Origin of the sequence: Weizmannia sp. FSL K6-0777, assembly GCF_038593185.1 — a bacterium.
GTDB classification, from domain to species: Bacteria; Bacillota; Bacilli; order Bacillales; family Bacillaceae_C; genus Weizmannia; species Weizmannia faecalis.
Genome location: NZ_CP151971.1, coordinates 1,437,882 through 1,461,098 on the forward strand (window position 1 = coordinate 1,437,882; position 23,217 = coordinate 1,461,098).

A 23,217-nucleotide genomic window follows, 5' to 3' on the forward strand; every position below is an offset into this window, starting at 1 on the left:
ACGAGACTCCTGCGGGAAAAGCGAGCCAGGAGAGACCCCGCAGCGAGGTACGAGCGAGGAGGCTCGCCGGCCGCCCGCGGAAAGCGAGTGAATTTCGCGCGCCTCAACATCCCCGTTATCCATCTTTATACGAAAATACTACATCTTTTCCGAAAATTACACCGAGCAAGTAAAGCACGGTAGCCGAAAGTGTACAAAAAGAGTGTCTTGGAATACCCGATATTTAAACCTTGTCGAGAAAAACTTGACACATACTATCACACGCTCTTCATTGACCGGATATACCCTTTTCGGTTAAGCTATACATAAGAGAAAGGATCGGACAGCAATTTATTTTTACGGGCTCAGAAAGTCTTTTTCGATAGAACCGGAACGGTGCAAGTGATCGTGCGGGCGCCTCATGCAAGGCATGACGTTTTTAAAGGGATGCGGCGGGAGAGCCGGCCGCTTATTTTTATGCCGGAAACTTGAATATGCGCAAAGCCGTATCGGACGGAATCCGGCAACCCTTTGCGATCTATCAAAAAGAAACGTGATTCCTGCTCTAGAATTTCAGACAACACGGGAGGAAAAGAATTTTGCGTAAGGAAAAAAACGAAACCATTAAGGTCATTCCTTTAGGAGGAATTGGTGAAATCGGAAAGAATATGTACGTGGTGGAAACCGGAGAGGACCTGTTTGTGCTCGATGCCGGGCTGATGCTGCCGGAAGACGAAATGCTCGGGATCGATATCGTCATCCCGGATTTTACGTATTTAATGGAAAACAGGCAGCGGATAAAAGGGATTTTCCTGACACACGGGCATGAGGATGCGATTGGTGCCCTGCCGTATATCCTGATGAAATTGAACGTGCCGGTGTATGCCACAAAGTTTACCGTCGCGCTGGCGAAAGAAAAATTGAAGGAACTAAAAGTGAAAAAGCATATCCGCTTTACGGAAATCGACGCTGACACAGTTCTCCATTTTGAGGCTTGCGATATTCGCTTTTTCAAAACAACGCACAGCATTCCCGACTCGGTCGGCATTTGCATTTCCACATCGAAAGGCAATATTGTGTATACCGGCGATTTTAAATTTGACCAGGAACTGGGCGGGCATTATCGTTCAGAAATCGGAAAAATGTCGAAAATCGGTGAAGAAGGCGTGCTGCTGTTACTATCCGACAGCACGGAAGCGGAACATCCAGGCTACACGACCCATGAGTCTGTTGTGGCGGAAGAAATAACGGATGCTTTCTACGATGCGAAGGGCCGGATTATTATCGCAAGCTTTGCCTCGAATTTAATCAGGGTGCAGCAAGTGCTCGATGCGGCTTCTGCTACCGGCCGCAAAGTTGCGTTTGTCGGAAATTATCTTGAAAAAATATATAAAATTGCATTAAAATTGGGATACTTGCAGGCCCGGATAGAGGACCTCATCATACCGCTGCAACAAATTTCAAAATACCGGGACGAAGAACTGGCGATTTTGACAACAGGGAGCCAAGGGGAACCGTTTCTCGTCCTCCAGAAAATGGCGAAAAAGAACCATAAGCAGGTCAATATTCAAAAAGGGGACACGGTTATCCTTGCCACAACGCCGTCTCCGGGGCTGGAACTGTTCATGGCGAAAACGATCGACCTGCTGTACCGTGCAGGAGCCGATGTTTACGCAGGCGACAGGAAAATTCATGTGACCGGCCACGGCTGCCAGGAAGATTTAAAGCTGATGCTTGATTTAATGAGGCCCAAATACTTTGTCCCGATCCAGGGGGAATACAGGAGCCTGTATGCCCATGCAAAACTGGCGTACAAAACGGGGATGCCGAAAGAGTCAGTCATCATCTCCAGCAACGGGGAAGTATTGGAATACAAGCACGGCAAATTCCAAGCGAGCAGCCGGGTTGCTTCCGGCAATATTCTCATTGACGGAATCGGCGTTGGCGATGTCGGCAATATTGTATTGCGGGACCGGAAACTTTTAAGCCAGGACGGGATATTGGTTGTCGTCGTCACGCTTGATAAAAAGCATAAAAAACTGGCTGCTGGCCCTGAAATTATCTCGCGCGGGTTCGTCTATGTCCGCGAATCCGAAAAGCTGATCAGCCATTCGTCTAACATCGTAAAAGAAGTGGTGGAGCAGAACACGTCACAGGAAGCTTTTGACTGGACGAGTATTAAACAGGGGATCCGCGACCATCTCAGCTCCTTTTTATATGAGCAGACGAAAAGGCGCCCGATGATCCTGCCAATTATTATGGAAGTTTGATGCTTAAACGACAGAGGGCGGGGCGGGGGTTCCCGCGTGCCCGCGCTCATTGCGGCACAAGGCCCGCCTGGTGCACCATTAAAAATGCAAAGCAAAGCCCCGCTTCCGGTTCCGGAAACCGCGGGGCTTCCGTATGAAAACCCCTTCCATGCAAATAATAAGGCGTAAAGGCGTCACGCCCTTACATTACAGGCAAAAAGGGGTTTTAGAAAAATGAGCGACCAGCAACCGAATAAAGAAGAACCGAAAGAAGGAAATGCGGCATCCGCGCTTGTAGAGAAAATCCAGCAGCTCGGCCAGACAAATGTGCCGCAGCTCGGGCAGGACTCCAATATCCACTGCCTGGCCATCGTCGGCCAGATTGAAGGACATCTGCAGCTGCCGCCCCAAAATAAAACGACAAAGTATGAGCATATGATCCCCCAGCTTGTGGCGATTGAACAAAATCCGAAAATTGAAGGGGTGCTCGTCATTCTGAACACGGTCGGAGGGGACGTGGAGGCCGGGCTTGCCATTTCCGAAATGCTTGCTTCCCTTTCCAAACCCACTGTTTCGATTGTGCTCGGCGGGGGGCATTCCATCGGCGTGCCGATCGCTGTATCCTGTTCGTATTCCTTTATTGCTGAAACCGCGACGATGACGATTCATCCGATCCGGCTCACAGGCCTTGTCATTGGCGTCCCGCAAACGTTTGAATATCTGGATAAAATGCAGGAACGGGTGATCAAGTTTGTGACGCGGCATTCGCATGTGGAAGAAGAGGTTTTTAAAGACTTAATGTTTGCGAAAGGGAATTTGACAAGGGATATCGGCACCAATATTGTCGGTCAGGAAGCCGTCCAGTACGGTTTGATTGATGAAGTGGGCGGGATTGGCAAAGCGCTTGGCAAATTAAACAGCCTCATTGAAAAATACCGGGATGAAAAAGGGAAAGAGGGGCTGATCCAATGATTCTCTATACGATGATGCCGCAGGAGCTGATTTTTCCTGAAGATGCAAACGCCTGGAATAAAATTAAAATGTTAAACGTAAAAGGCGTGCCGGTACTGGCAGAGCAGCTTGATGAAGGGTACCGGATTACCCGCATTCTCAGCTCCAATCCTTTCGACTATCTGAATCCGGAGCTTGCACCCGGAAATGTGATCCGCCATTTCGGACCGTAAACCACCCGGGCCGCAAATATGCTATAATATGTTAAAACAAGCAGCCACACAGGCTGCTTTCTTGCATCCCGTTCCGGCAGGCAAGACTGAAAAATACGTTTTCACTATCGAAGGTGGTTATATGGCGAAAAAAAAGCGGCGCAGAAGAAAAAAAGCTGCTGAACAAATCAAGATAGATTTAAAGTTTGAGCTGCTCGGTATTATCCTGCTTACGCTCGGCATTTTTACCCTTTACCATATCGGCAAAACGGGCACAACCCTGATTCTGTTCTTCCGGTTTTTCTTCGGCCGGCTGTACTGGGTTGCGGTTGCCTCTCTGGTCGTGCTCAGCGTTTTTCTCATGATTAAACGGGCATGGCCTGCATTTTTCACTGTCCGCATGACCGGTTTTTATTTATTATTTGCGAGCGCCCTCCTATACTGCCATGAGCGGCTTATCGGGTCATTGGCAAATGCGCATGAACTGTCCGGCAACAGCGCGGTCGAAAATACGATCAGGATCTGGCATCAGGAAGAGCAGATCTGGTGGAAGCTTGTGCTCGGCGGGGATGTGCACGGCAATATTTTCAGTACGCAGATCGGCGGCGGCATGGCAGGTGCAATTTTGTATGCGGCCTCCCATTTTTTATTTGACTCGGCGGGTACGAAAATCATTTGCGTTTTACTCGCGCTCATCGCTCTGATGCTTTTAACGGGCAAGCCTGTAAGCCCGTATGTGGAAAAGGCATTGGAAGGGCTCTGGCTGTTTTTAAAAAAGCAATGGAACCAGATGAAAACAGAGTTCCAGGCATGGCGGGAAGCTAAAAAAGAAAAACAGGAAAAGAAACGGCAGAAAGCGCCGTCGCAGCCGCAATCCGCCTCCGCAGACGGGGAAGTCAGCGACGGGGATGCCGGACCGGCAGGCGAGGAAACGCCTCCCCCGATTATTTCCAGCTTTACGGAGCAGTATGCCGGCACGGCTCCGCAAGCGGAAGAAGCGCAGCCGGAAACGCCGGATACAGAAGCGGAAGAGGACCATACGCCTCCGATCCAGTTTACGGAATATGAAAATGAAGACTATCAATTGCCGCCCCTGACGCTGTTAAATAGGCCGCGGGCAGCGGACCAGAGCAGCGAATATAAAGCAATCCATGCCAATGCGGCAAAACTCGAACGGACTTTCCAAAGCTTCGGGGTTAAGGCGCGTGTAACACAGGTGCATTTAGGTCCTGCCGTTACAAAATACGAAGTGCACCCTGATGTCGGCGTGAAAGTCAGCAAGATTGTCAGTTTAAGTGACGACATTGCCCTTGCGCTGGCGGCGAAAGATATTCGGATGGAAGCGCCGATCCCGGGAAAATCAGCGATCGGCATCGAAGTCCCGAATAAGGAAATCGCGGTCGTATCGCTCAGGGAAGTGCTTGAAGGAAAGGAAAATAACCCGCAGGCAAAACTGCAGATCGGGCTGGGCCGGGATATTACAGGGCAGGCGGTACTCGCAGAGCTGAATAAAATGCCTCACCTGCTTGTGGCCGGCGCAACGGGGAGCGGGAAAAGCGTGTGCATTAACGGGATCATTACGAGCATCTTAATGCGCGCCAAACCGCATGAAGTGAAAATGATGATGATTGACCCGAAAATGGTCGAATTGAATGTTTATAACGGTGTCCCGCATTTGCTTGCACCGGTTGTGACCAATCCGAAAAAAGCTTCCCAGGCGCTGAAAAAAGTCGTGAATGAGATGGAGCGGAGGTATGAGCTTTTTTCCCATACCGGCACACGCAACATCGAAGGATACAACGATCATATTAAAAAAAGCAACATCGAAACAGGGGACAAGCAGCCGCTTTTGCCTTATATCGTTGTCATTATCGATGAGCTTGCCGATTTAATGATGGTGGCAAGCGGCGATGTGGAAGATTCCATTACGCGGCTGTCGCAAATGGCGCGGGCGGCAGGTATTCATCTGATTATTGCCACGCAACGGCCGTCTGTTGATGTCATTACCGGTGTCATTAAAGCGAACATCCCGTCAAGAATCGCTTTTGCCGTGTCTTCGGCGACTGACTCGAGAACGATTTTGGATACGGGTGGCGCGGAAAAACTGCTTGGCCGCGGGGACATGCTGTTTTTGCCGGTTGGGGCTTCCAAACCGGTACGCGTCCAGGGCGCTTATCTTTCCGATGAAGAAGTTGAAGAAGTCGTTGATTTCGTCATTTCCCAGCAAAAAGCACAGTACCAGGAAGAGATGATTCCGGAAGAGCCTCAGGACCAGCCGGATTTCGACGATGAATTATATGATGAAGCGGTTCTCTTAATCTCGGAAATGCAGACCGCTTCCGTCTCCATGTTGCAGCGCCGTTTCCGGATTGGCTATACAAGGGCGGCGCGGCTGATTGATGCAATGGAGGCAAGAGGGGTTGTCGGGCCGTATGAAGGCAGCAAGCCGCGTGCGGTTTTAATCCCGAAACCTTCAGAAGAACAGAGCTCATAGCACGCCAAAGAAAAAACCTGCGCACACCTTAGCGGCCACAAAACGCCGCGGTGCGCGCAGGTTTTACTATTTTCGACAAAAATATAAATTTATGTTTCTTTCGCAATTAAAAAATGATATATTTATGTCGGTAAGCAGGATAATAGGCTGTTTCTAAAGACTGTTATCCAAAATAACTTTCCCGGGGGGAACAAAAGTGAAAAAACGTAAATTTGGTTTGGCTCTTGCCGCTGTCCTGGCAGCAGGGACGCTTCTCGGCGCATGCGGCACAAAGAGCGACAATTCCGCAAGCAAAGGTAAGGACAAGTTCACCGTTGCACTCGTAACCGATACCGGCGGAATTGACGATCGTTCTTTTAACCAGTCGGCATGGGAAGGCTTACAGCAGTTCGGGAAGGACAATCACTTATCAAAAGGTAAAGGCGGCTTTGACTATTTGCAATCCAAATCGGATGCAGATTACACAACAAATCTGAACACGGCCGTCCGGAACCAGTTTGACCTCGTTTACGGCGTCGGCTACAAGCTGAAGCCGGCCATTGAAAAAATTGCGGATCAGCGTAAAAATACCAATTTCGCAATCATTGACGATGTCATTACCGGAAAGAAAAATGTGGCAAGCATTACGTTTAAAGAACAAGAAGGTTCCTTCCTTGTCGGGGTCGTGGCAGGCCTGGCGACAAAAACAAATAAAATCGGATTTATCGGCGGGACAGACAGCGATTTGATCAACAAATTCGCAGCCGGGTTCCGTGCGGGCGTCAAAGCTGCCAATCCGAAAGCAAATGTGCAAATTCAATATGTCGGCTCGTTTGATGATGCAAGCAAAGGGCAGTCGATGGCTTCAGCAATGTATAAATCTGGCATCGACGTGATTTACCATGCAGCCGGTGGCAGCGGGAAAGGCGTCTTTACAGAAGCGAAAAATATAAAACAGAATGATCCGAACAAAAACGTCTGGGTTATCGGTGTGGACCGCGACCAGGCAGATGAAGGAAAGGTAACGGTTAAAGGAAAGGAATACAATGTGACACTGACTTCAATGGTCAAACGGGTTGATAAGGCAGTCATCGATTTATCGACCAGAGCGAAAGACGGCAAATTTCCGTGCGGGAAAAATATTGTTTACGGCTTGAAAGAAGATGCCATCGGGATTGCGCCGACACAGGACAATTTAACGCCTGAAATGAAATCGGTTGTGAAAGACTGGAAACAAAAGATCATTAACGGGAAAGTGAACATTCCATCAAAATTGAAGTAATCGATCCATCTCACGGGACTGGTTTTTGCCGGTCCCGTGTTAAAAATGTTTAAAAAATGAAACAATTTCAGCCACAAAGGCAGGGCGGATTCCCCGAAGCTGCTGTCTAAAGACGCCATGACGATTGCTTTCTTTATACCCCAATGTTAAGGAGTGATAAAGGGTGGACTACGTAATTGAAATGCTCCATATTCGCAAAGAATTTCCGGGAATTGTTGCGAACGATGACATCACCCTGCAGGTAAAAAAAGGAGAAATCCACGCGCTGCTTGGAGAAAACGGCGCCGGAAAGTCGACGTTAATGAATGTACTTTTCGGGTTGTATCAGCCGGAAAAGGGAGAAATCCGTGTAAACGGCCAGAAAGTGAACATTACCGATCCGAATGTCGCAAATGATCTCGGCATCGGCATGGTTCATCAGCATTTTATGCTCATTGATAAGTTTACGGTGACTGAAAATATTATCCTCGGCAAGGAACCGAAAAAATCCTTTACCATCGATATCAAAAAAGCGGAACAGCAAGTCCGGGAAATTTCCGACCGTTACGGTCTGGATGTGGATCCGCAAGCGAAAATTTCAGATATTTCCGTCGGTATGCAGCAGCGGGTGGAAATTTTAAAAACGCTGTACCGGGGCGCAGAAATCCTTATTTTTGACGAACCAACGGCTGTGCTTACGCCACAGGAGATCCATGAACTGATCGGCATCATGAAGACGCTGATCCAGGAAGGAAAATCCATCATTTTAATTACCCACAAATTGAAAGAAATTATGGAAGTATGCGACAGGGTTACCGTCATCCGCAAAGGGAAGGGCATCGGGACGCTCAATGTCCAAGATACAAACCCGCAGAAGCTCGCCCATTTAATGGTCGGGCGGGATGTCCTTTTCAAGACGGAAAAAACGGAGGGCCGCCCGGGGCAAAATGTGCTTGAAATCGAGCAATTGCATGTGAAAGATTCACGCGGGGTGGAAGCGGTCAGAGGGCTGGATTTAACGGTCAGGGCCGGCGAAATTGTCGGTATTGCCGGTGTGGACGGTAACGGGCAATCAGAGCTGATTGAAGCGATTACAGGGCTCAGAAAAGCAGACAGCGGCACGGTCCGCCTGAACGGTAAAAACATTACGAACTTAAGGCCGCGCAAAGTAACGGAAGCGGGCGTCTCCCATATTCCCGAGGACAGGCATAAATACGGGCTTGTACTCGATTATACGATCGGGGAAAACATGGTGCTGCAAACGTATTACAAAAACCCAATGTCCCGTAACGGTATCTTAAATTACAAAGAAATTTATAAAAAGGCAAAATCGATTATTGCAGAATTCGATGTCCGTACCCCAAGCGAATTTACAAAAGCGCGGGCGCTCTCAGGGGGAAACCAGCAGAAAGCGATCATCGGGCGTGAAGTGGACCGCGATCCGGACCTTTTGATTGCGGCACAGCCGACCCGCGGGCTTGATGTCGGGGCAATTGAGTTTATCCACAGGCGGCTGATTGAACAGCGAGACCACGGAAAGGCTGTCCTGCTTGTATCGTTTGAACTGGATGAAATTATGAACTTAAGTGACCGGATTGCCGTCATCTACGAAGGAGCCATCATTGATATTGTCGATCCGAAGCAGACGACAGAACAGGAGCTCGGGCTCTTGATGGCCGGTTCCAAAAAAGAAAGGGAAGGTGAACAAACCAATGTCTAACCGAACATTGAACCTTCTGATCCCTGTCGTGTCTGTCATTCTCGGACTTTTGGCAGGCGCATTGATTATGCTTGTCAGCGGCTATAACCCGGTGGATGGATATATTGCACTCTGGAACGGCGCTTTCGGCCAGGCTTTTTACGTCGGCGAAACGCTGCGGCTTGCAACGCCTTATATTTTTGCGGGGCTTGCCATTGCCTTTGCGTTCCGGACCGGGCTGTTTAATATCGGGGCTGAAGGCCAGCTGATCGTCGGGTGGATTGCGGCTGTCTGGGTCGGCGTTGCTTTTGATCTGCCAAAAGTGATCCACTTGCCGCTCGCGATACTTGCCGCCTGCTGCGCCGGGGCATTTTGGGGATTCATTCCCGGCCTTTTGAAAGCGCGGCTCAGGGTGCACGAAGTGATTGTGACCATTATGATGAATTATATTGCGCTGCACACATCCAACTATTTAATCCGGAATGTGCTTTCAAAACAGCAGGATACGACACCGCATATTCATCATTCGGCATCGCTTTCGTCTCCGTTTTTTCAGAAGATTACTGACTTTTCCACTTTGCACAATGGCATTTACCTTTCTTTGGTTGCTGTTGTGGTGATGTGGTTTATCATTGAAAAGACCACGCTCGGCTTTGAACTGAAATCGGTCGGGTTTAACCAGAGCGCATCCGAATACGCTGGCATGAGTGTGAATCGCAGCATTATCCTTTCTATGGTCATCTCCGGTGCTTTTGCCGGGCTCGGCGGCGCAATGGAAGGGCTCGGGAATTACGGCTTTGCCTTTTTGCAATCTAACTTCTCCGGCATCGGGTTTGACGGTATTGCAGTGGCGCTGCTCGGCGGGAATACAGCGCCCGGCGTTTTAATCGCAGCTGTTTTATTCGGCGCTTTAAAAGTCGGCTCGCTGAACATGCCGGTCGATGCCAACGTGCCGAATGAGCTGGTCAACATTGTCATTGCTTTGATTATTCTTTTTGTCGCATCCGGCTATATCATCAAATGGTCCCTGGCCCGTTTGAAAAGGGAGGCGAAATAAAATGCATTTTATGACCGCTTTGGAAATCATTATTTCGGCGTCTTTACTATCTGCAGCACCGCTTATTTTTACTGCTTTGGGGGGCGTTTTCTCCGAACGTTCCGGCGTGGTGAACATCGGCCTTGAAGGGTTAATGATCATGGGGGCTTTTATATCGATTGTCTTTAATTTAACGTTTTCTCATGCCCTGGGCGCCTGGACGCCGTGGATCGCGGTGCTGGTGGCGATGCTTGTCGGCGGATTATTTGCCTTGATCCATGCGGCTGCATCCATTTCTTTCCGCGCCGACCAGACAGTCAGCGGCGTTGCGATTAACTTCCTTGCGCTCGGCGTCGCGATGTTTCTCATCAAAAACATTTACGGGAAAGGCCAGACCAATACGATCAGCGAATATTTCCAGCAGGTGGATGTTCCCGGCCTCAGCCATATTCCCGGGATCGGCAAACTGTTTTTCCAGGGGATTACATACCCTTCTTACATTGCCATCCTGATTGCGATTCTCGTCTGGTTTATCCTTTACAAAACGCCGTTCGGCCTACGCCTCCGTTCGGTCGGGGAACATCCGATGGCGGCCGATACGATGGGCATCAATGTTGTAAAAATGCGCTACTTTGCCGTCTTTTTATCCGGTGTATTCGGCGGAATCGGCGGGGCCGTGTACGCACAGTCGATCACCCTGAATTTCAGTTCTTCGACGATTTCAGGGCAAGGGTATATGGCGCTGGCTGCGATGATTTTCGGCAAATGGAATCCGCTCGGCGCGATGGGGGCCGCTTTATTTTTCGGATTTGCACAGAGCCTCAGCATCGTTGGCAACAGCATTCCGTATTTGAAAGAAATCCCGAGCGTTTATTTGCTCATTGCGCCGTATGTCCTGACCATTCTGGCACTCGCCGGATTCATCGGGCGTGCGGAAGCCCCGAAAGCAGACGGCGTCCCTTATATCAAGGGTGAACGCTAGGTTATTCCATCCGGCATCAGGCTGCTTTTCCCGCCTGGTGCCGGTTTCTTTATGTGCCGTAAAACTTGCCGGGACACCTGTCTCCCTTGTATAGTAAAATTAATGCATTTACAGGTTAAACAACCCCCTAGTCAGGCATACTTTTACTATTGGCACGAAGCTCGTTGAAAAAGGAGGATCCATATGGCCATTTCAAAAGAGACGGTTCGCAAAATGAAAGGGTACACACTACATACCATCAAAACGGACAAATACAAAACGAATACGCTTGTATGGAAAATGAAAGCACCGCTTGAAAAAGACACGGTTACGCTGCGGGCCCTGCTCCCGAATGTGCTTCAAAGCAGCACGAAGCGTTTGAATACGACCGCAAAATTAAGGGCGTATCTCGATGATTTGTACGGCGCTCATTTTTATGTCGATACGGCCAAAAAAGGGGAATACCATATTCTAACCTTTACGATTGAAATTGCGAACGAAAAGTTTTTGCAGGATGCAGAACCGCTGCTCCAACGGGGGGTTGAATTTTTGGCGGAAGTTTTGCTGAACCCGCATGCAGACGGCGGGCAGTTTGACAGCCAAACGGTGGAAAAGGAAAAACGGGTGCTGAAACAGCGGATCCAGTCTGTATACGATGATAAAATGCGGTATGCAAGCATGCGGCTGATTGAAGAAATGTGCAAAGGAGAGCCGTACGCACTGCAGGCAAACGGTGTTCTTGATGATGTGGACGCCATCACGCCTGCCGATCTTTATCAATATTATCAAAAAGCCATCCGGGAAGATGAACTGGACTTATTTGTGACAGGTGATGTCGATGAAGACCGGCTTGCGGCCATTTGCGAATGCCTGCGTTTTCCGGACCGCGAGCCGACACGCGCTGCCGCAAGAACGCTTCAAAAGGTCTCCAGCGTCAAAAAAATCAAAGAATCGCAGGATATCCGCCAGGGCAAGCTGAATATCGGCTACCGCACCAATATTACGTTCGGAGACAGCGATTATTTTCCGCTCCAGATGTTTAACGGCATTTTCGGCGGTTTTTCCCACTCCAAGCTTTTCCTGAATGTACGGGAGAAAGAAAGCCTTTGCTATTATGTCGCGAGCCAGATCGAGAGCCATAAAGGGCTCATGATGGTGATGAGCGGCATCGAATCCGCGAATTTTGACAAGGCCGTCTCCATTATTGAAAAACAGCTGGAAGCAATGAAAAACGGCGATTTCAGTGAGCAGGAAATCGGGCAAACGAAAGCCGTTATCCGCAACCAGCTGCTTGAGTCAACGGATACATCCCGCGGCCTCGTTGAAATTTTGTACCATAACGTCATTGCCGGCACCAAGACCGGCGTGGAAGACTGGATAAGGGAAATCAAGGCAGTCGGAAAAGGGGAGATTGTGAAAGTGGCGGAAAAAATTGAACCCGATACGATCTACTTCTTGTCCGGAATGGAGGGGAAATAAATGGAAACCCAACAATTCAGCCAGCTTGGCGAAACGCTTTACGGTGAAACACTTGATAACGGATTAAAAGTCTATGTGCTCCCGAAGCGCGGGTTTAACAAAACATTTGTCACGTTTACGACAAAATACGGTTCTGTTGACAACACGTTTGTCCCGCTTGGAAAAAGCGATTTTGTGCGGGTCCCGGACGGCATTGCCCATTTTCTCGAACATAAAATGTTTGAAAAAGAAGACGGGGATGTGTTTCAGCAATTCAGCCGGCAGGGCGCATCCGCCAATGCTTTTACAAGTTTTAACCGGACGGCCTATCTGTTTTCAAGCACCGATCAGGTGATGAAAAACCTGGAAACGCTGGTCGATATGGTGCAAACGCCGTATTTTACCGCACAGACGGTTGAAAAAGAAAAGGGAATTATCGGCCAGGAAATCATGATGTACAATGACAACCCGGACTGGCGGCTGTATTACGGCCTGATTGAAAATTTATATGCCAACCACCCGGTAAAAATTGACATTGCCGGGACGGTTGATTCGATTGCAAAAATCACCGCGGAGCAATTGTACGAGTGTTACCATACATTTTATCATCCAAGCAATATGCTGCTGTTTGTCGTCGGAAATGTATCGCCGGATGAGGTTCTTTCTTTTATGAGAGAAAACCAGGCGAAGAAAAAGTACGAAAAAGCACCGGAGATTAAAAGACGTTTTCCGGAAGAACCAGCACAGGCGGCCGAAAAAGAGCAGAAATTGCATATGAATGTGCAGATTCCAAAATGCCTTGTTGGCGTTAAGGCGCTTCATACGAGCCAGCGCGGCGCTGAAATGCAAAAGAACGAACTTGTGGTCAATGTTCTCCTTGACATGCTGTTCGGGCGCAGTTCAGATGCGTACAATGCGTTGTACAATGACGGCCTGATCGACACCAGTTTTTCTTTTGACTATTCCCAGGAGCAGGGATTCGGATTTGCGATGGCCGGAGGGGATACGAAAGATCCGGACCTTTTGGCAAAACGGCTGAAAGAGGTGATGATTGCGGCAAAAGAAGGAAAAGGTTTGGCGGAAGAAGCGCTTGAACGGACGAAAAAGAAAAAAATTGGGGGATTCCTGCGCCAGCTGAATTCACCTGAATTTATCGCCAACCAGTTTACAAGATATGCGTTTAATGATATGAATTTATTTGACGTCGTCCCTGCGCTTGAACAAATCCGGTTCAGTGATGTGCTGGAAACGGCGGAAGCTTTTTTTGAAGAAGAACGGTTTACCGTTTGCCAAGTTTTACCGAAATAACCCGGGACTCTCCCGGGTTTTTAAGTGGGGGAGAAAATTGAAAAAGTTTGCGTTGATTACGGGTGCGAGTGGCGGCATCGGGAAGGCAACAGCTGAAATGCTGGCAAAAGAAGGATGGAATTTGTATTTGCATTACCATCAAAATGAAGCGGCCATCAAAGAACTGCTTTCCATTTGCCGGCATTTCGGGGCGGAAGCGATCCCGATCCGCGCCGATCTTGCAACGGACGGCACCGTAAAAACGATTGCAGAAAATGTTTTTCATCTCGATGCGATCATCCATGCGGCCGGCATTTCCCACTACGGGCTGCTTTCGGATATCGATGAGGCAGCCATTGACAAGCTTTACCGGATTCATGTGAAGGCGCCGCTTCTGATCATCAGGCAGCTGTTGCCCAAATTGCGGCAAAATGCGGTTTCACACATTGTGCTTGTCAGTTCAATCTGGGGACAGGCAGGCGCGGCGTGCGAAGCCGTATATTCGGCGATGAAAGGCGCACAGATCGCATTTGTAAAAGCGCTCGCCAAAGAAACGGCAAGAAGCGGCGTACGGGTGAATGCGGTCGCGCCCGGGGCGGTTGGCACCAATATGCTTTCAAGGTTTGCGCCGGAAGAAATTTCGGATCTCGAAGCGGACATCCCGCTCGGCCGGCTTGCCAAACCGGAAGAAATTGCCGGCGCGGTTTCTTTCCTGCTCTCGGAAAAAAGCAATTACATCACCGGCCAGACGATTGGCGTCAATGGGGGCTGGTATATGTAGTCCCGCCTGGAGAAAGTTGCAAAGGAATCCTCTTTGTTTTTTCGCGGATTAACCAAAAAAGGGCAACAGCACACCGTTTTGCCCGGCTGGTGCCTTGAAAGAAGCACGGGTTCCATTTTCCATGCATAGCCTTCCACGCCGGGTCACAAACTAAGGTTGAACAACTTGAAAGGAGGCTGTGACATGAACGTATTCGAAAACTGGGACCAATGGAAAAACTTTTTGGGGGACCGCCTCAACCAGGCAAAGCAACAGGGGATGCCCCAGGAAACGATTAACAAACTTGCTGAGCAGGTCGGCGATTATTTGGCCGCACAAGTAGATCCGAAAAATGAACAGGAACGCGTTCTTGCTGACTTATGGTCAGTGGCATCGCAGGAAGAACAGCAAGCCATTGCCAATGTAATGGTAAAACTCGTTCAAAATAACGGTACCCAGTCATAAAGAAATACCGGCGCATCATGATAACAATTGGCTGCTTTTTTACAAGAAAAGCCGGTTGTTTGGCTGATGCCGCCGGTTTTTTCATGTCACGACAAAATTCACGATTTTTAGAGCTTTCGCTTCCTTATTGATGTAAAATCATATATCATATAACCTAGATATGTTCGTTTGGATCCGGATTTCGGGAGGGGTTATGGGTGGATGACAGGAAAGAGTGGTACTTGGAATATGAAATCACGATCAACCGGCCGGGGCTGTTGGGTGATATTTCCTCTCTCTTGGGCATGTTAGCGATCAATATCAGAAGCATTAACGGCGTTGACCATAAAAAACGAGGCTTGCTGCTGTTTGTCAAAAATGAAGAACAGATCGGCCGGCTCGAATCGATATTGCGAACAGTGGAAACGATAAAAGTAACGAAAATCAGGGAATCCAAGCTCAGGGACAGGCTTGCAGTCCGGCACGGAAGGTATATCCAGCGCGATCATGACGACCGGAAAACATTCCGCTTTGTGCGCGATGATCTCGGGATTCTGGTCGATTTTATGGCCGAGCATTTTAAACAGGAAGGCCATAAGCTGATTGGCATTCGCGGGATGCCGCGCGTCGGAAAAACAGAATCGATTGTGGCTGCAAGCGTGTGCGCCAATAAAAAGTGGATTTTTCTCTCCTCCACGATGATCAAACAGACGGTGAGAAGTAGTCTGATTGAGGATGAATACAATGCAAACAATATTTTTATCCTGGATGGCGTCGTATCCGCTGAGAGGGGAAACGAACGGCACTGGCAGCTGATCCGTGAAATCATGCGGCTTCCGGCTGTTAAAGTGGTGGAACACCCGGATATTTTCGTGCAGCGTTCGGAATACACGCTTGATGATTTTGATTACATTATTGAGTTGAGAGAAGACCCGTCACAGGAAATTACATATGACTTACTCCAGCAAAACCGGATGTTTCAAGGCGAATTTGGAGGATTTGATTACTAGATTGGCAGGTGTTACCATGACGGAATTAGGGAATCGTTTAAAAGAAGCAAGGAAAGAAAAGGGCATCAGCCTGGATGATTTGCAGGAGATGACCAAGATCCAAAAAAGATATTTGAAAAACATTGAAGAAGGAAATTATGATTCAATGCCTGGAAAATTTTACGTCCGGGCATTTATTAAGCAGTATGCCGAGGCAGTCGGGCTTGATCCGGAAACTTTATTTGAAGAGTACCAGAGCGACATCCCCCGTACGGAACAGGAAGAATTTCCCGAGCAACTTTCGCGGGTGCAGACGTCCTCCAAAAGGGCCGCACCGGATACCGTCAAGATGATGAACGTGCTGCCAAGGATCCTTGTGGTCGCCGCCATCATCGCGATTTTATTTTTGCTTTGGTTTGTCGTATATAAGTTTGCCGGTCACAACACAAAGGAAAAGTTAAACAGCGGGGCTTCCGGCGATGTGAGCGTACAAAAAGAAAACGTCAAATCGGCTGAAAAGGTGTCATCCGGCAAAAACACCGGCAGCTCTTCCGAAAAAAAGGCGGCGAAAACGTCAAAAAAACCGGCCTCGAAAACGAAGAAAACAGCCCAAAAACTGGAAACCGTATCTTCAAGCGGGTACACGACCACCTATAAACTGGCCGGCACCAACCAGTTCAAACTTGAACTGAAAGCAAACGGCGGACGGTCATGGGTACAGGTGAAAAACAGCGACGGTTCAACGAACTTTCAACAATTGCTGAATGACGGGGACAGCCGGACAGCGGATCTGTCAAAACAAAAACAAGTCACGATCACGGTCGGAAACACCGTCAATACGGAAGTGTATATCAATGGCAAAAAACTAAAATACAATATTCCGGCATCCAAAGAAGTACGCCAGGATATGATCGTCCAGTTTAACGGGTCACAAACGAAATAAGCCTTGTTTTAAGGCTTTTTCTTTGGAAAATATATAGACAGTTGGAGGAAAAGCCAGTGAATTTGCCGAATAAAATTACTGTATCACGTGTATGTTTAATCCCTGTTTTTTTACTCATCATGGCGGTGCCGTTCGATTGGGGCACCTTTGATTGGCTGGGAGCCAAAATTCCGGTCACCCATTTTGTCGGTGCGGTGATTTTTGCCATTGCCTCTATGACAGACTGGATCGACGGCCACTATGCCCGCAAATACAATCTCGTTACCAACTTCGGGAAATTTCTCGATCCGCTTGCGGACAAACTGCTTGTTTCAACGGCGTTTATTTTGCTCGTTGGGCTCAAGCTGGCGCCGGCATGGATTGTTGTCGTAATCATTGCCCGCGAGTTTGCCGTGACAGGCTTGCGACTGATTTTAGCAGAGGGCGGGGAAGTAGCAGCAGCCAATATGCTTGGGAAAATCAAAACATGGACGCAAATCATTGCCATCCTTTTATTGCTGTTGCATAACTTCCCGTTTTCGGCGCTCTCTTTCCGCATGGATCTGGTCGCTTTGTGGGTGGCGCTCATCTTTACCATCTGGTCAGGTGCTGATTATTTCTATTTAAACCGGGGCGTACTTGCCCGCTCGAAATAACCATGCAGTGAAAGGCAGCCTTTCACTGCTTTTTTGCCCGCCAGTGGCTTGTGCTAATCCGGCACGGGAGAAAAAGGCAGCCATTGCTTCGGGTGGATTGGCGGCCTGGATTGCGCCGTCATGTGTTCGTTTTTTTGCTTTAAAAGAAAGGGAGGAATGGAAAGTGAATGCCGAAATTATTGCAGTCGGTTCGGAACTTTTGCTTGGCCAGATCACCAATACAAATGCCACATTTATTGCCGCACAATTGGCGGAGATCGGCGTGGATGTGTACTACCAGACCGTTGTCGGCGATAACGCAGAGCGGCTCGAAGCGGCAATCCGGACAGCGGAGGGCCGCGCCGATCTATTGATTTTTACTGGTGGGCTCGGTCCGACAAAGGATGATTTAACAAAAGAAACGATTGCATCGCACATCGAAAAAAAACTGGTGACAAACGAAGATGCCATGCGCTCCATCGAACAGTTTTTTATCCGTACAAAACGAAAAATGACGGAAAACAACAAAAAGCAGGCACTGGTCATCGAAGGTTCAAAAGTGTTTCCGAATGACCACGGTATGGCGCCGGGCATGCTGGCCAAAAGCGGAAACCATTATTATATGCTGCTGCCCGGCCCGCCGCATGAACTGGAACCGATGTTTATCCATTACGCCAGCCCCGCAATCCAGGAAGAACTGGAAACGATCGAAAAAATCGAATCGCGCGTTCTCCGCTTCTTCGGGATCGGCGAATCCCAGCTGGAAACAGAAATCCGCCATATACTGGACAGCCAAACCAATCCGACTGTTGCTCCGCTTGCGAAAGAAGGGGAAGTGACACTTAGGATTACGGCGAAACACCAGTCGGCGGAAACGGCGAACGAAATGATCGATCAAGTGGAAAAAGAGATTATGCAAATTGCCGGATCGTATTTTTACGGTTATAATGATATGACATTAATGGAGGCCCTGCTCGAAAAGCTTTCGAAAAAACAGCTGACGCTTGCCTGCGCGGAAAGTCTGACTGCCGGCAAATTTGCAGCGGAAATGGCGTCCATCCAGGGTGTCAGCACAATGTTGAAAGGCGGCGTTGTCGTCTATTCAAACGAAGCGAAGATGAAGCTTGCCAAAGTGAAAAAAGAAACGCTTGACAAGTACGGCGCCGTCAGCAGCCAGTGTGCAAAAGAACTGGCGGAAAATATCCGTAGCATTATGGATGCCGACATTGGCATCAGTTTTACAGGCGTGGCTGGCCCGGACTCCCTTGAAGGCCATCCGCCGGGAACCGTGTGGATCGGCATTGCGATAAAAGGGAAAGAAACTGCCACTTATCTGTTGGAACTTCCCGGATCCCGCAACAACGTCCGCACGCGATCGGTGAAATACGGCTGCTGGCATTTGCTGAAACTGCTTTAGGTCGAAAGCCGCTTCTGCTCATGGCAAGTGACGGAAGCGGCCTTTTTATAAAAAAATTTGTTTGCCAAAAATTCAATTTTCGGCTCTTTTTGCCGGGGGAATTTTCATTTTTACAGGGGGAAAACCCCATTTTTTTGCCGGATTTTTGCAAAAAAGAGACGAATGAGCGTTCGAGATTTTGCTTGGCAAACAAAGAAAAAACGGGTATAGTATAGATATAGATTCATTGCTTTCGAGAGTTTGGAATGAATAAAAGGAGGAAATTTTGTGAATGATCGTCAAGAAGCCTTAGACAAGGCTCTGAAACAAATAGAAAAGCAATTTGGTAAGGGTTCCATTATGCGGTTGGGCGAGCAGACCGACCGGGTTGTCTCCACGATCCCGACCGGTTCGCTTGCGCTTGATATTGCCCTTGGTGTCGGTGGTTACCCGCGCGGCCGTGTCATTGAAATATACGGCCCTGAAAGTTCTGGTAAAACAACGGTTGCCCTGCATGCGATTGCGGAAGTCCAGGCACAGGGTGGACAAGCGGCGTTTATTGATGCGGAACATGCACTTGACCCGGTTTATGCCCAAAAGCTCGGTGTCAATATTGATGAGCTGCTCCTGTCCCAGCCGGATACGGGCGAACAGGCGCTGGAAATTGCGGAAGCGCTCGTCCGCAGCGGCGCAGTGGACATTGTAGTCGTTGACTCCGTTGCTGCGCTTGTGCCGAGAGCGGAAATTGAAGGGGAAATGGGCGATTCCCACGTCGGCCTCCAGGCACGGCTGATGTCCCAGGCGCTGCGGAAATTATCGGGTGCAATCAACAAATCGAACACGATTGCGATTTTCATTAACCAAATCCGGGAAAAAGTCGGCGTAATGTTCGGTAATCCTGAAGTCACACCGGGCGGCCGTGCGCTCAAATTCTACTCATCCGTGCGCCTTGAAGTGCGCCGTGCCGAACAGATCAAACAAGGGAGCGACATTGTCGGCAACAAAACGAAAATCAAGGTTGTCAAAAACAAAGTAGCGCCTCCGTTTAAAACGGCAGAAGTGGATATTATGTACGGCGAGGGGATCTCAAAAGAAGGCGAGATCGTCGATATGGGAAGCGACCTTGACATCATCCAAAAAAGCGGGGCCTGGTATGCTTATAACGGCGAGCGGCTCGGCCAGGGGCGTGAAAATGCGAAGCAATTTTTAAAGGAAAATGCGGATCTGAAAAACGAGATTGCCGCAAAAATCCGGGAACATTACGACCTGACAGAAGATGCCGGTTCCCATGAAACCGAGAAAGCTATAGATGAACAAGAAGCTGTGGAAGGACAGGAAGAATTAAATTTGGAGTAACCGGTGTATAAGCGCCTGAAATGCTGACCGCATCCAGGCGCTTTTTGCCGTCCATTTACCGCACTTTTTTGCGCCACAAAATCTGCATGGCGGAGAGGAATCAACACAAATTTACAATGGCAATCTTTCCGCTTCACTTGACAATAAAAATTCCCACCTTTAAAATTAATATGTATATTTTATTTTTCTAAAAATGACTTTCTCCTGTACGGAAAGCAAATCCTCCCGGAAGTTTCCGGAAGGGGGGCCGGTTTTTTCATCCGGCGGCTTTTCCGCATGCGGCTGATGGAACCATCCTCGTCTTCAGCCGGACCGGGACGAAACGCATGATTGGGTTTTCATGCATATACACCGGAGGGGCTTGCCCCGGGATCGACGTTTTACTTTTTAAGCCAGGCGCTGTATACTGTAAACCTAAGGATTAATGTAACAGCCGACATTTTTAACGTAGAAGAAGTTCATAGCAAGAGGAGGTGAGATTGATGGAGTCTCTCATATGGATCATCTCCCTTTTGCTTGTCCTTATCGTCGGTGTAGTTGTTGGCTATTTCATCCGGAGATCAATTTATGAAGCGAAAATTGCAGGGGCGAAAAATGCGGCAGATCAGATCGTTGATGAAGCAAAACGCGAAGCTGATCGCCTGAAAAAAGAAGCCCTGCTTGAAGCGAAGGATGAAAATCATAAACTTCGTACGGATATGGAACGGGAATTGCGTGAACGAAGAAATGAATTGCAAAGACAGGAAAACCGCTTATTGCAAAAGGAAGAGAACCTCGATCGCAAAGATGAATCGCTCGATAAGCGTGAATCGATGCTTGAAAAGAAAGAGGATTCTTTAAACCTGAGACAACAACATATTGAAGAGATGGAAAGCAAATTGGAGGAGATGGTTAACGAGCAGGAGTCTGAGCTGGAAAGAATCTCGGGCCTCAATCGCGAACAGGCGAAAGCCATCATTATTGAAAAACTGGAAAACGAGCTTTCCCATGACATTGCCGTTAAGGTAAAGGAAGCGGAAACAAGGGCAAAAGAAGAAGCCGATAAAAAGGCGAAAAGCATTCTTTCGCTGGCCATTCAGCGGTGTGCAGCCGAGCATGTTGCTGAAACAACGGTATCGGTTGTCAACCTGCCGAATGATGAAATGAAAGGCCGCATCATCGGAAGGGAAGGCCGCAATATCCGGACACTTGAAACGCTGACCGGGATTGACCTGATCATCGATGATACGCCGGAAGCGGTGATTCTTTCGGGATTCGATCCAGTGCGCCGGGAAACGGCACGCATTGCACTGGAAAAACTGGTTCAAGACGGCCGCATCCATCCGGCCCGCATTGAAGAAATGGTTGAAAAAGCAAGGCGGGAAGTGGATGAACATATACGCGAAGTGGGGGAACAAACCACTTTTGAAGTTGGTGTCCATGGCCTCCATCCGGACTTAATCAAAATTCTTGGCCGGTTAAAATTCCGCACGAGCTACGGGCAAAATGTCCTCAAGCACTCGATAGAAGTCGCATTCCTTTCCGGATTGCTGGCTGCCGAACTCGGGGAAGATGAAATCCTTGCCCGCCGTGCCGGTCTGCTTCATGATATCGGAAAAGCGGTAGACCATGAAGTAGAAGGAAGCCATGTGCAAATTGGCGTCGAACTCGCAACCAAATACAAAGAACATCCGGTGGTCATTAACAGTATTGCTTCTCACCATGGCGATACGGAACCGACCTCTGTTATCGCGGTGCTTGTCGCTGCCGCTGATGCTTTATCCGCTGCACGGCCTGGGGCGCGCAGCGAAACGCTTGAGCATTACATCAGACGGCTTGAAAAGCTGGAGGAAATCGCCGAATCGTATGACGGTGTTGAAAAATCGTTCGCGATCCAGGCGGGGAGAGAAGTACGCATTATGGTGAAACCGGAACAGATCGACGACCTGGAAGCTCATCGCCTGGCACGTGATATCCGCAAAAAAATTGAAAATGAGCTGGATTATCCGGGCCATATTAAAGTAACGGTTATTCGGGAAACGCGGGCTGTTGAATATGCAAAATAAGCGGTGACGTGTTCACCGCTTATTTTCTTTAACGTTTTGAAAAGAAAATAAAGATTGTTTTACAAAGCATAGAAAGGATTTATTGCATGAAGATTTTATTTATAGGGGATGTTGTAGGGTCATTAGGGCGTGAGATGGTGAATGAATATTTGCCGAAGTTAAAGGCGAAATACAGGCCGCATTTGACCATCGTAAACGGGGAAAATGCAGCCGGCGGGCGTGGGATTACCAAAAATATTTACCGCGGCCTGCTGGATGCAGGTGCGGATATCATCACGCTCGGAAACCATGCATGGGACAACAAAGAGATTTTCGACTTTATTGAGGATGCAAAATGGATGGTGCGCCCGGCCAATTTTCCGGACGGGACCCCGGGAAAAGGGATGGCGTTGATCAAAGCGGAAGGAACGGAGTTTGCAGTCATCAACCTGCAGGGCAGAACGTTTATGAACGCGCTCGATGACCCGTTCCGGAAAGCAGAAGAGATGGTGGCACTGGCAAGAAAAAGAACTCATTTTATCTTTGTTGATTTTCATGCCGAAACGACAAGCGAAAAGCAGGCGATGGGCTGGTTTCTCGACGGCAAAGTGTCTGCCGTGATCGGGACGCATACGCATGTGCAAACCGCGGATGCAAGAATTTTGCCAAACGGTACAGCCTATCTGACCGATGCCGGCATGACCGGGCCGTACGATGCCATTCTCGGCATGGACAAAGAAGCGGTAATGAAAAAATTCCTGACTTCGCTTCCTGTCCGTTTTGAAGTGCCGAAATCGGGAAGGAAAATATTAAGCGGATGCATCATCAGCCTTGATAAAAAAACAGGCAAAGCCGCAACGATCCAGAACATTTTAATTAATGAAGACCACCCGTTTATCTCTGAATAAACGGGTTTTTTCTTTTTCCGGATGGGTGCCGGGCAGGACAGCGCCTCTTTTTATGTACCGGTGCTTATGAAGGATGGCATAACTCGCAGAACAAAGGAATATAGTAGCAGTGAAATGATTTTTCCCGCTGTGCGGGGGGCAGCTCCCCGGAGTTTTTTTGAGCAAGAGACGTTCACGAAAGCCCGCACGACAAGCAGGAAAATCAGTAGCCTATATG

The 23,217-nt window shown here is 48.7% G+C and carries 19 protein-coding genes; all 19 read left to right on the forward strand.

What is annotated here, in order from left to right; genetic code table 11:
- Positions 1-578 precede the first annotated feature (578 nt).
- Positions 579-2,249: a ribonuclease J gene (locus NST70_RS06670; RefSeq protein ID WP_342476018.1), complete on the forward strand. Its 1,671-nt coding sequence runs from the start codon at positions 579-581 to the stop codon at positions 2,247-2,249.
- A 213-nt stretch (positions 2,250-2,462) separates the two neighbouring features.
- A complete protein-coding gene (locus NST70_RS06675; protein WP_014098516.1) occupies positions 2,463-3,200 on the forward strand; it encodes a ClpP family protease in 738 nt (245 codons plus the stop codon).
- Positions 3,197-3,412: a YlzJ-like family protein gene (locus NST70_RS06680; RefSeq protein ID WP_014098515.1), complete on the forward strand. Its 216-nt coding sequence runs from the start codon at positions 3,197-3,199 to the stop codon at positions 3,410-3,412. The genes NST70_RS06675 and NST70_RS06680 overlap by 4 nt, the downstream gene beginning before the upstream one ends.
- Positions 3,413-3,533: 121 nt before the next feature.
- Positions 3,534-5,885 carry a DNA translocase FtsK gene (locus tag NST70_RS06685; RefSeq protein ID WP_014098514.1) on the forward strand — a complete coding sequence of 784 codons (2,352 nt, stop codon included), beginning with the start codon at positions 3,534-3,536 and terminating at the stop codon, positions 5,883-5,885.
- A 196-nt stretch (positions 5,886-6,081) separates the two neighbouring features.
- Complete coding sequence (locus NST70_RS06690) at positions 6,082-7,146, forward strand: BMP family ABC transporter substrate-binding protein (protein WP_342476021.1); 1,065 nt, start codon at positions 6,082-6,084, stop codon at positions 7,144-7,146.
- A 163-nt stretch (positions 7,147-7,309) separates the two neighbouring features.
- Positions 7,310-8,845 carry an ABC transporter ATP-binding protein gene (locus NST70_RS06695; RefSeq protein WP_342476023.1) on the forward strand — a complete coding sequence of 512 codons (1,536 nt, stop codon included), beginning with the start codon at positions 7,310-7,312 and terminating at the stop codon, positions 8,843-8,845.
- Positions 8,838-9,881: an ABC transporter permease gene (locus NST70_RS06700; RefSeq protein WP_014098511.1), complete on the forward strand. Its 1,044-nt coding sequence runs from the start codon at positions 8,838-8,840 to the stop codon at positions 9,879-9,881. Before NST70_RS06695 ends, NST70_RS06700 begins: the two co-directional genes overlap by 8 nt.
- Position 9,882: 1 nt before the next feature.
- Positions 9,883-10,842 carry an ABC transporter permease gene (locus tag NST70_RS06705; RefSeq protein WP_035185109.1) on the forward strand — a complete coding sequence of 320 codons (960 nt, stop codon included), beginning with the start codon at positions 9,883-9,885 and terminating at the stop codon, positions 10,840-10,842.
- A gap of 183 nt (positions 10,843-11,025) precedes the next feature.
- Positions 11,026-12,300 (forward strand): pitrilysin family protein, encoded by a 1,275-nt coding sequence (locus NST70_RS06710; RefSeq protein ID WP_179234374.1) that lies wholly within the window; start codon positions 11,026-11,028, stop codon positions 12,298-12,300.
- Positions 12,301-13,587, forward strand: coding sequence for a pitrilysin family protein (locus NST70_RS06715; protein ID WP_179234375.1), 1,287 nt, complete (start codon positions 12,301-12,303; stop codon positions 13,585-13,587). It abuts the gene before it with no gap.
- A gap of 37 nt (positions 13,588-13,624) precedes the next feature.
- Positions 13,625-14,347 (forward strand): SDR family oxidoreductase, encoded by a 723-nt coding sequence (locus NST70_RS06720; protein WP_017551554.1) that lies wholly within the window; start codon positions 13,625-13,627, stop codon positions 14,345-14,347.
- A 183-nt stretch (positions 14,348-14,530) separates the two neighbouring features.
- A complete protein-coding gene (locus tag NST70_RS06725) occupies positions 14,531-14,791 on the forward strand; it encodes a DUF3243 domain-containing protein (protein WP_013859159.1) in 261 nt (86 codons plus the stop codon).
- A 197-nt stretch (positions 14,792-14,988) separates the two neighbouring features.
- Complete coding sequence (locus NST70_RS06730; protein ID WP_014098506.1) at positions 14,989-15,780, forward strand: DUF3388 domain-containing protein; 792 nt, start codon at positions 14,989-14,991, stop codon at positions 15,778-15,780.
- 16 nt (positions 15,781-15,796) lie between these two features.
- Positions 15,797-16,702 carry a RodZ family helix-turn-helix domain-containing protein gene (locus NST70_RS06735; RefSeq protein WP_017551555.1) on the forward strand — a complete coding sequence of 302 codons (906 nt, stop codon included), beginning with the start codon at positions 15,797-15,799 and terminating at the stop codon, positions 16,700-16,702.
- 56 nt (positions 16,703-16,758) lie between these two features.
- Positions 16,759-17,337, forward strand: coding sequence for a CDP-diacylglycerol--glycerol-3-phosphate 3-phosphatidyltransferase (gene pgsA / locus NST70_RS06740; protein ID WP_014098504.1), 579 nt, complete (start codon positions 16,759-16,761; stop codon positions 17,335-17,337).
- Between the two features lie 163 nt (positions 17,338-17,500).
- Entirely contained in the window at positions 17,501-18,733 is a 1,233-nt protein-coding gene (locus NST70_RS06745; RefSeq protein ID WP_035185112.1) for a competence/damage-inducible protein A, read from the forward strand.
- Between the two features lie 267 nt (positions 18,734-19,000).
- Positions 19,001-20,068: a recombinase RecA gene (gene recA, locus NST70_RS06750; protein WP_014098502.1), complete on the forward strand. Its 1,068-nt coding sequence runs from the start codon at positions 19,001-19,003 to the stop codon at positions 20,066-20,068.
- A gap of 482 nt (positions 20,069-20,550) precedes the next feature.
- Entirely contained in the window at positions 20,551-22,113 is a 1,563-nt protein-coding gene (rny, locus tag NST70_RS06755) for a ribonuclease Y (protein ID WP_014098501.1), read from the forward strand.
- An 86-nt stretch (positions 22,114-22,199) separates the two neighbouring features.
- On the forward strand, positions 22,200-23,000 hold the full coding sequence (locus tag NST70_RS06760; RefSeq protein ID WP_014098500.1) for a TIGR00282 family metallophosphoesterase: 801 nt from the start codon (positions 22,200-22,202) through the stop codon (positions 22,998-23,000).
- The last annotated feature ends 217 nt before the right edge of the window (positions 23,001-23,217 follow it).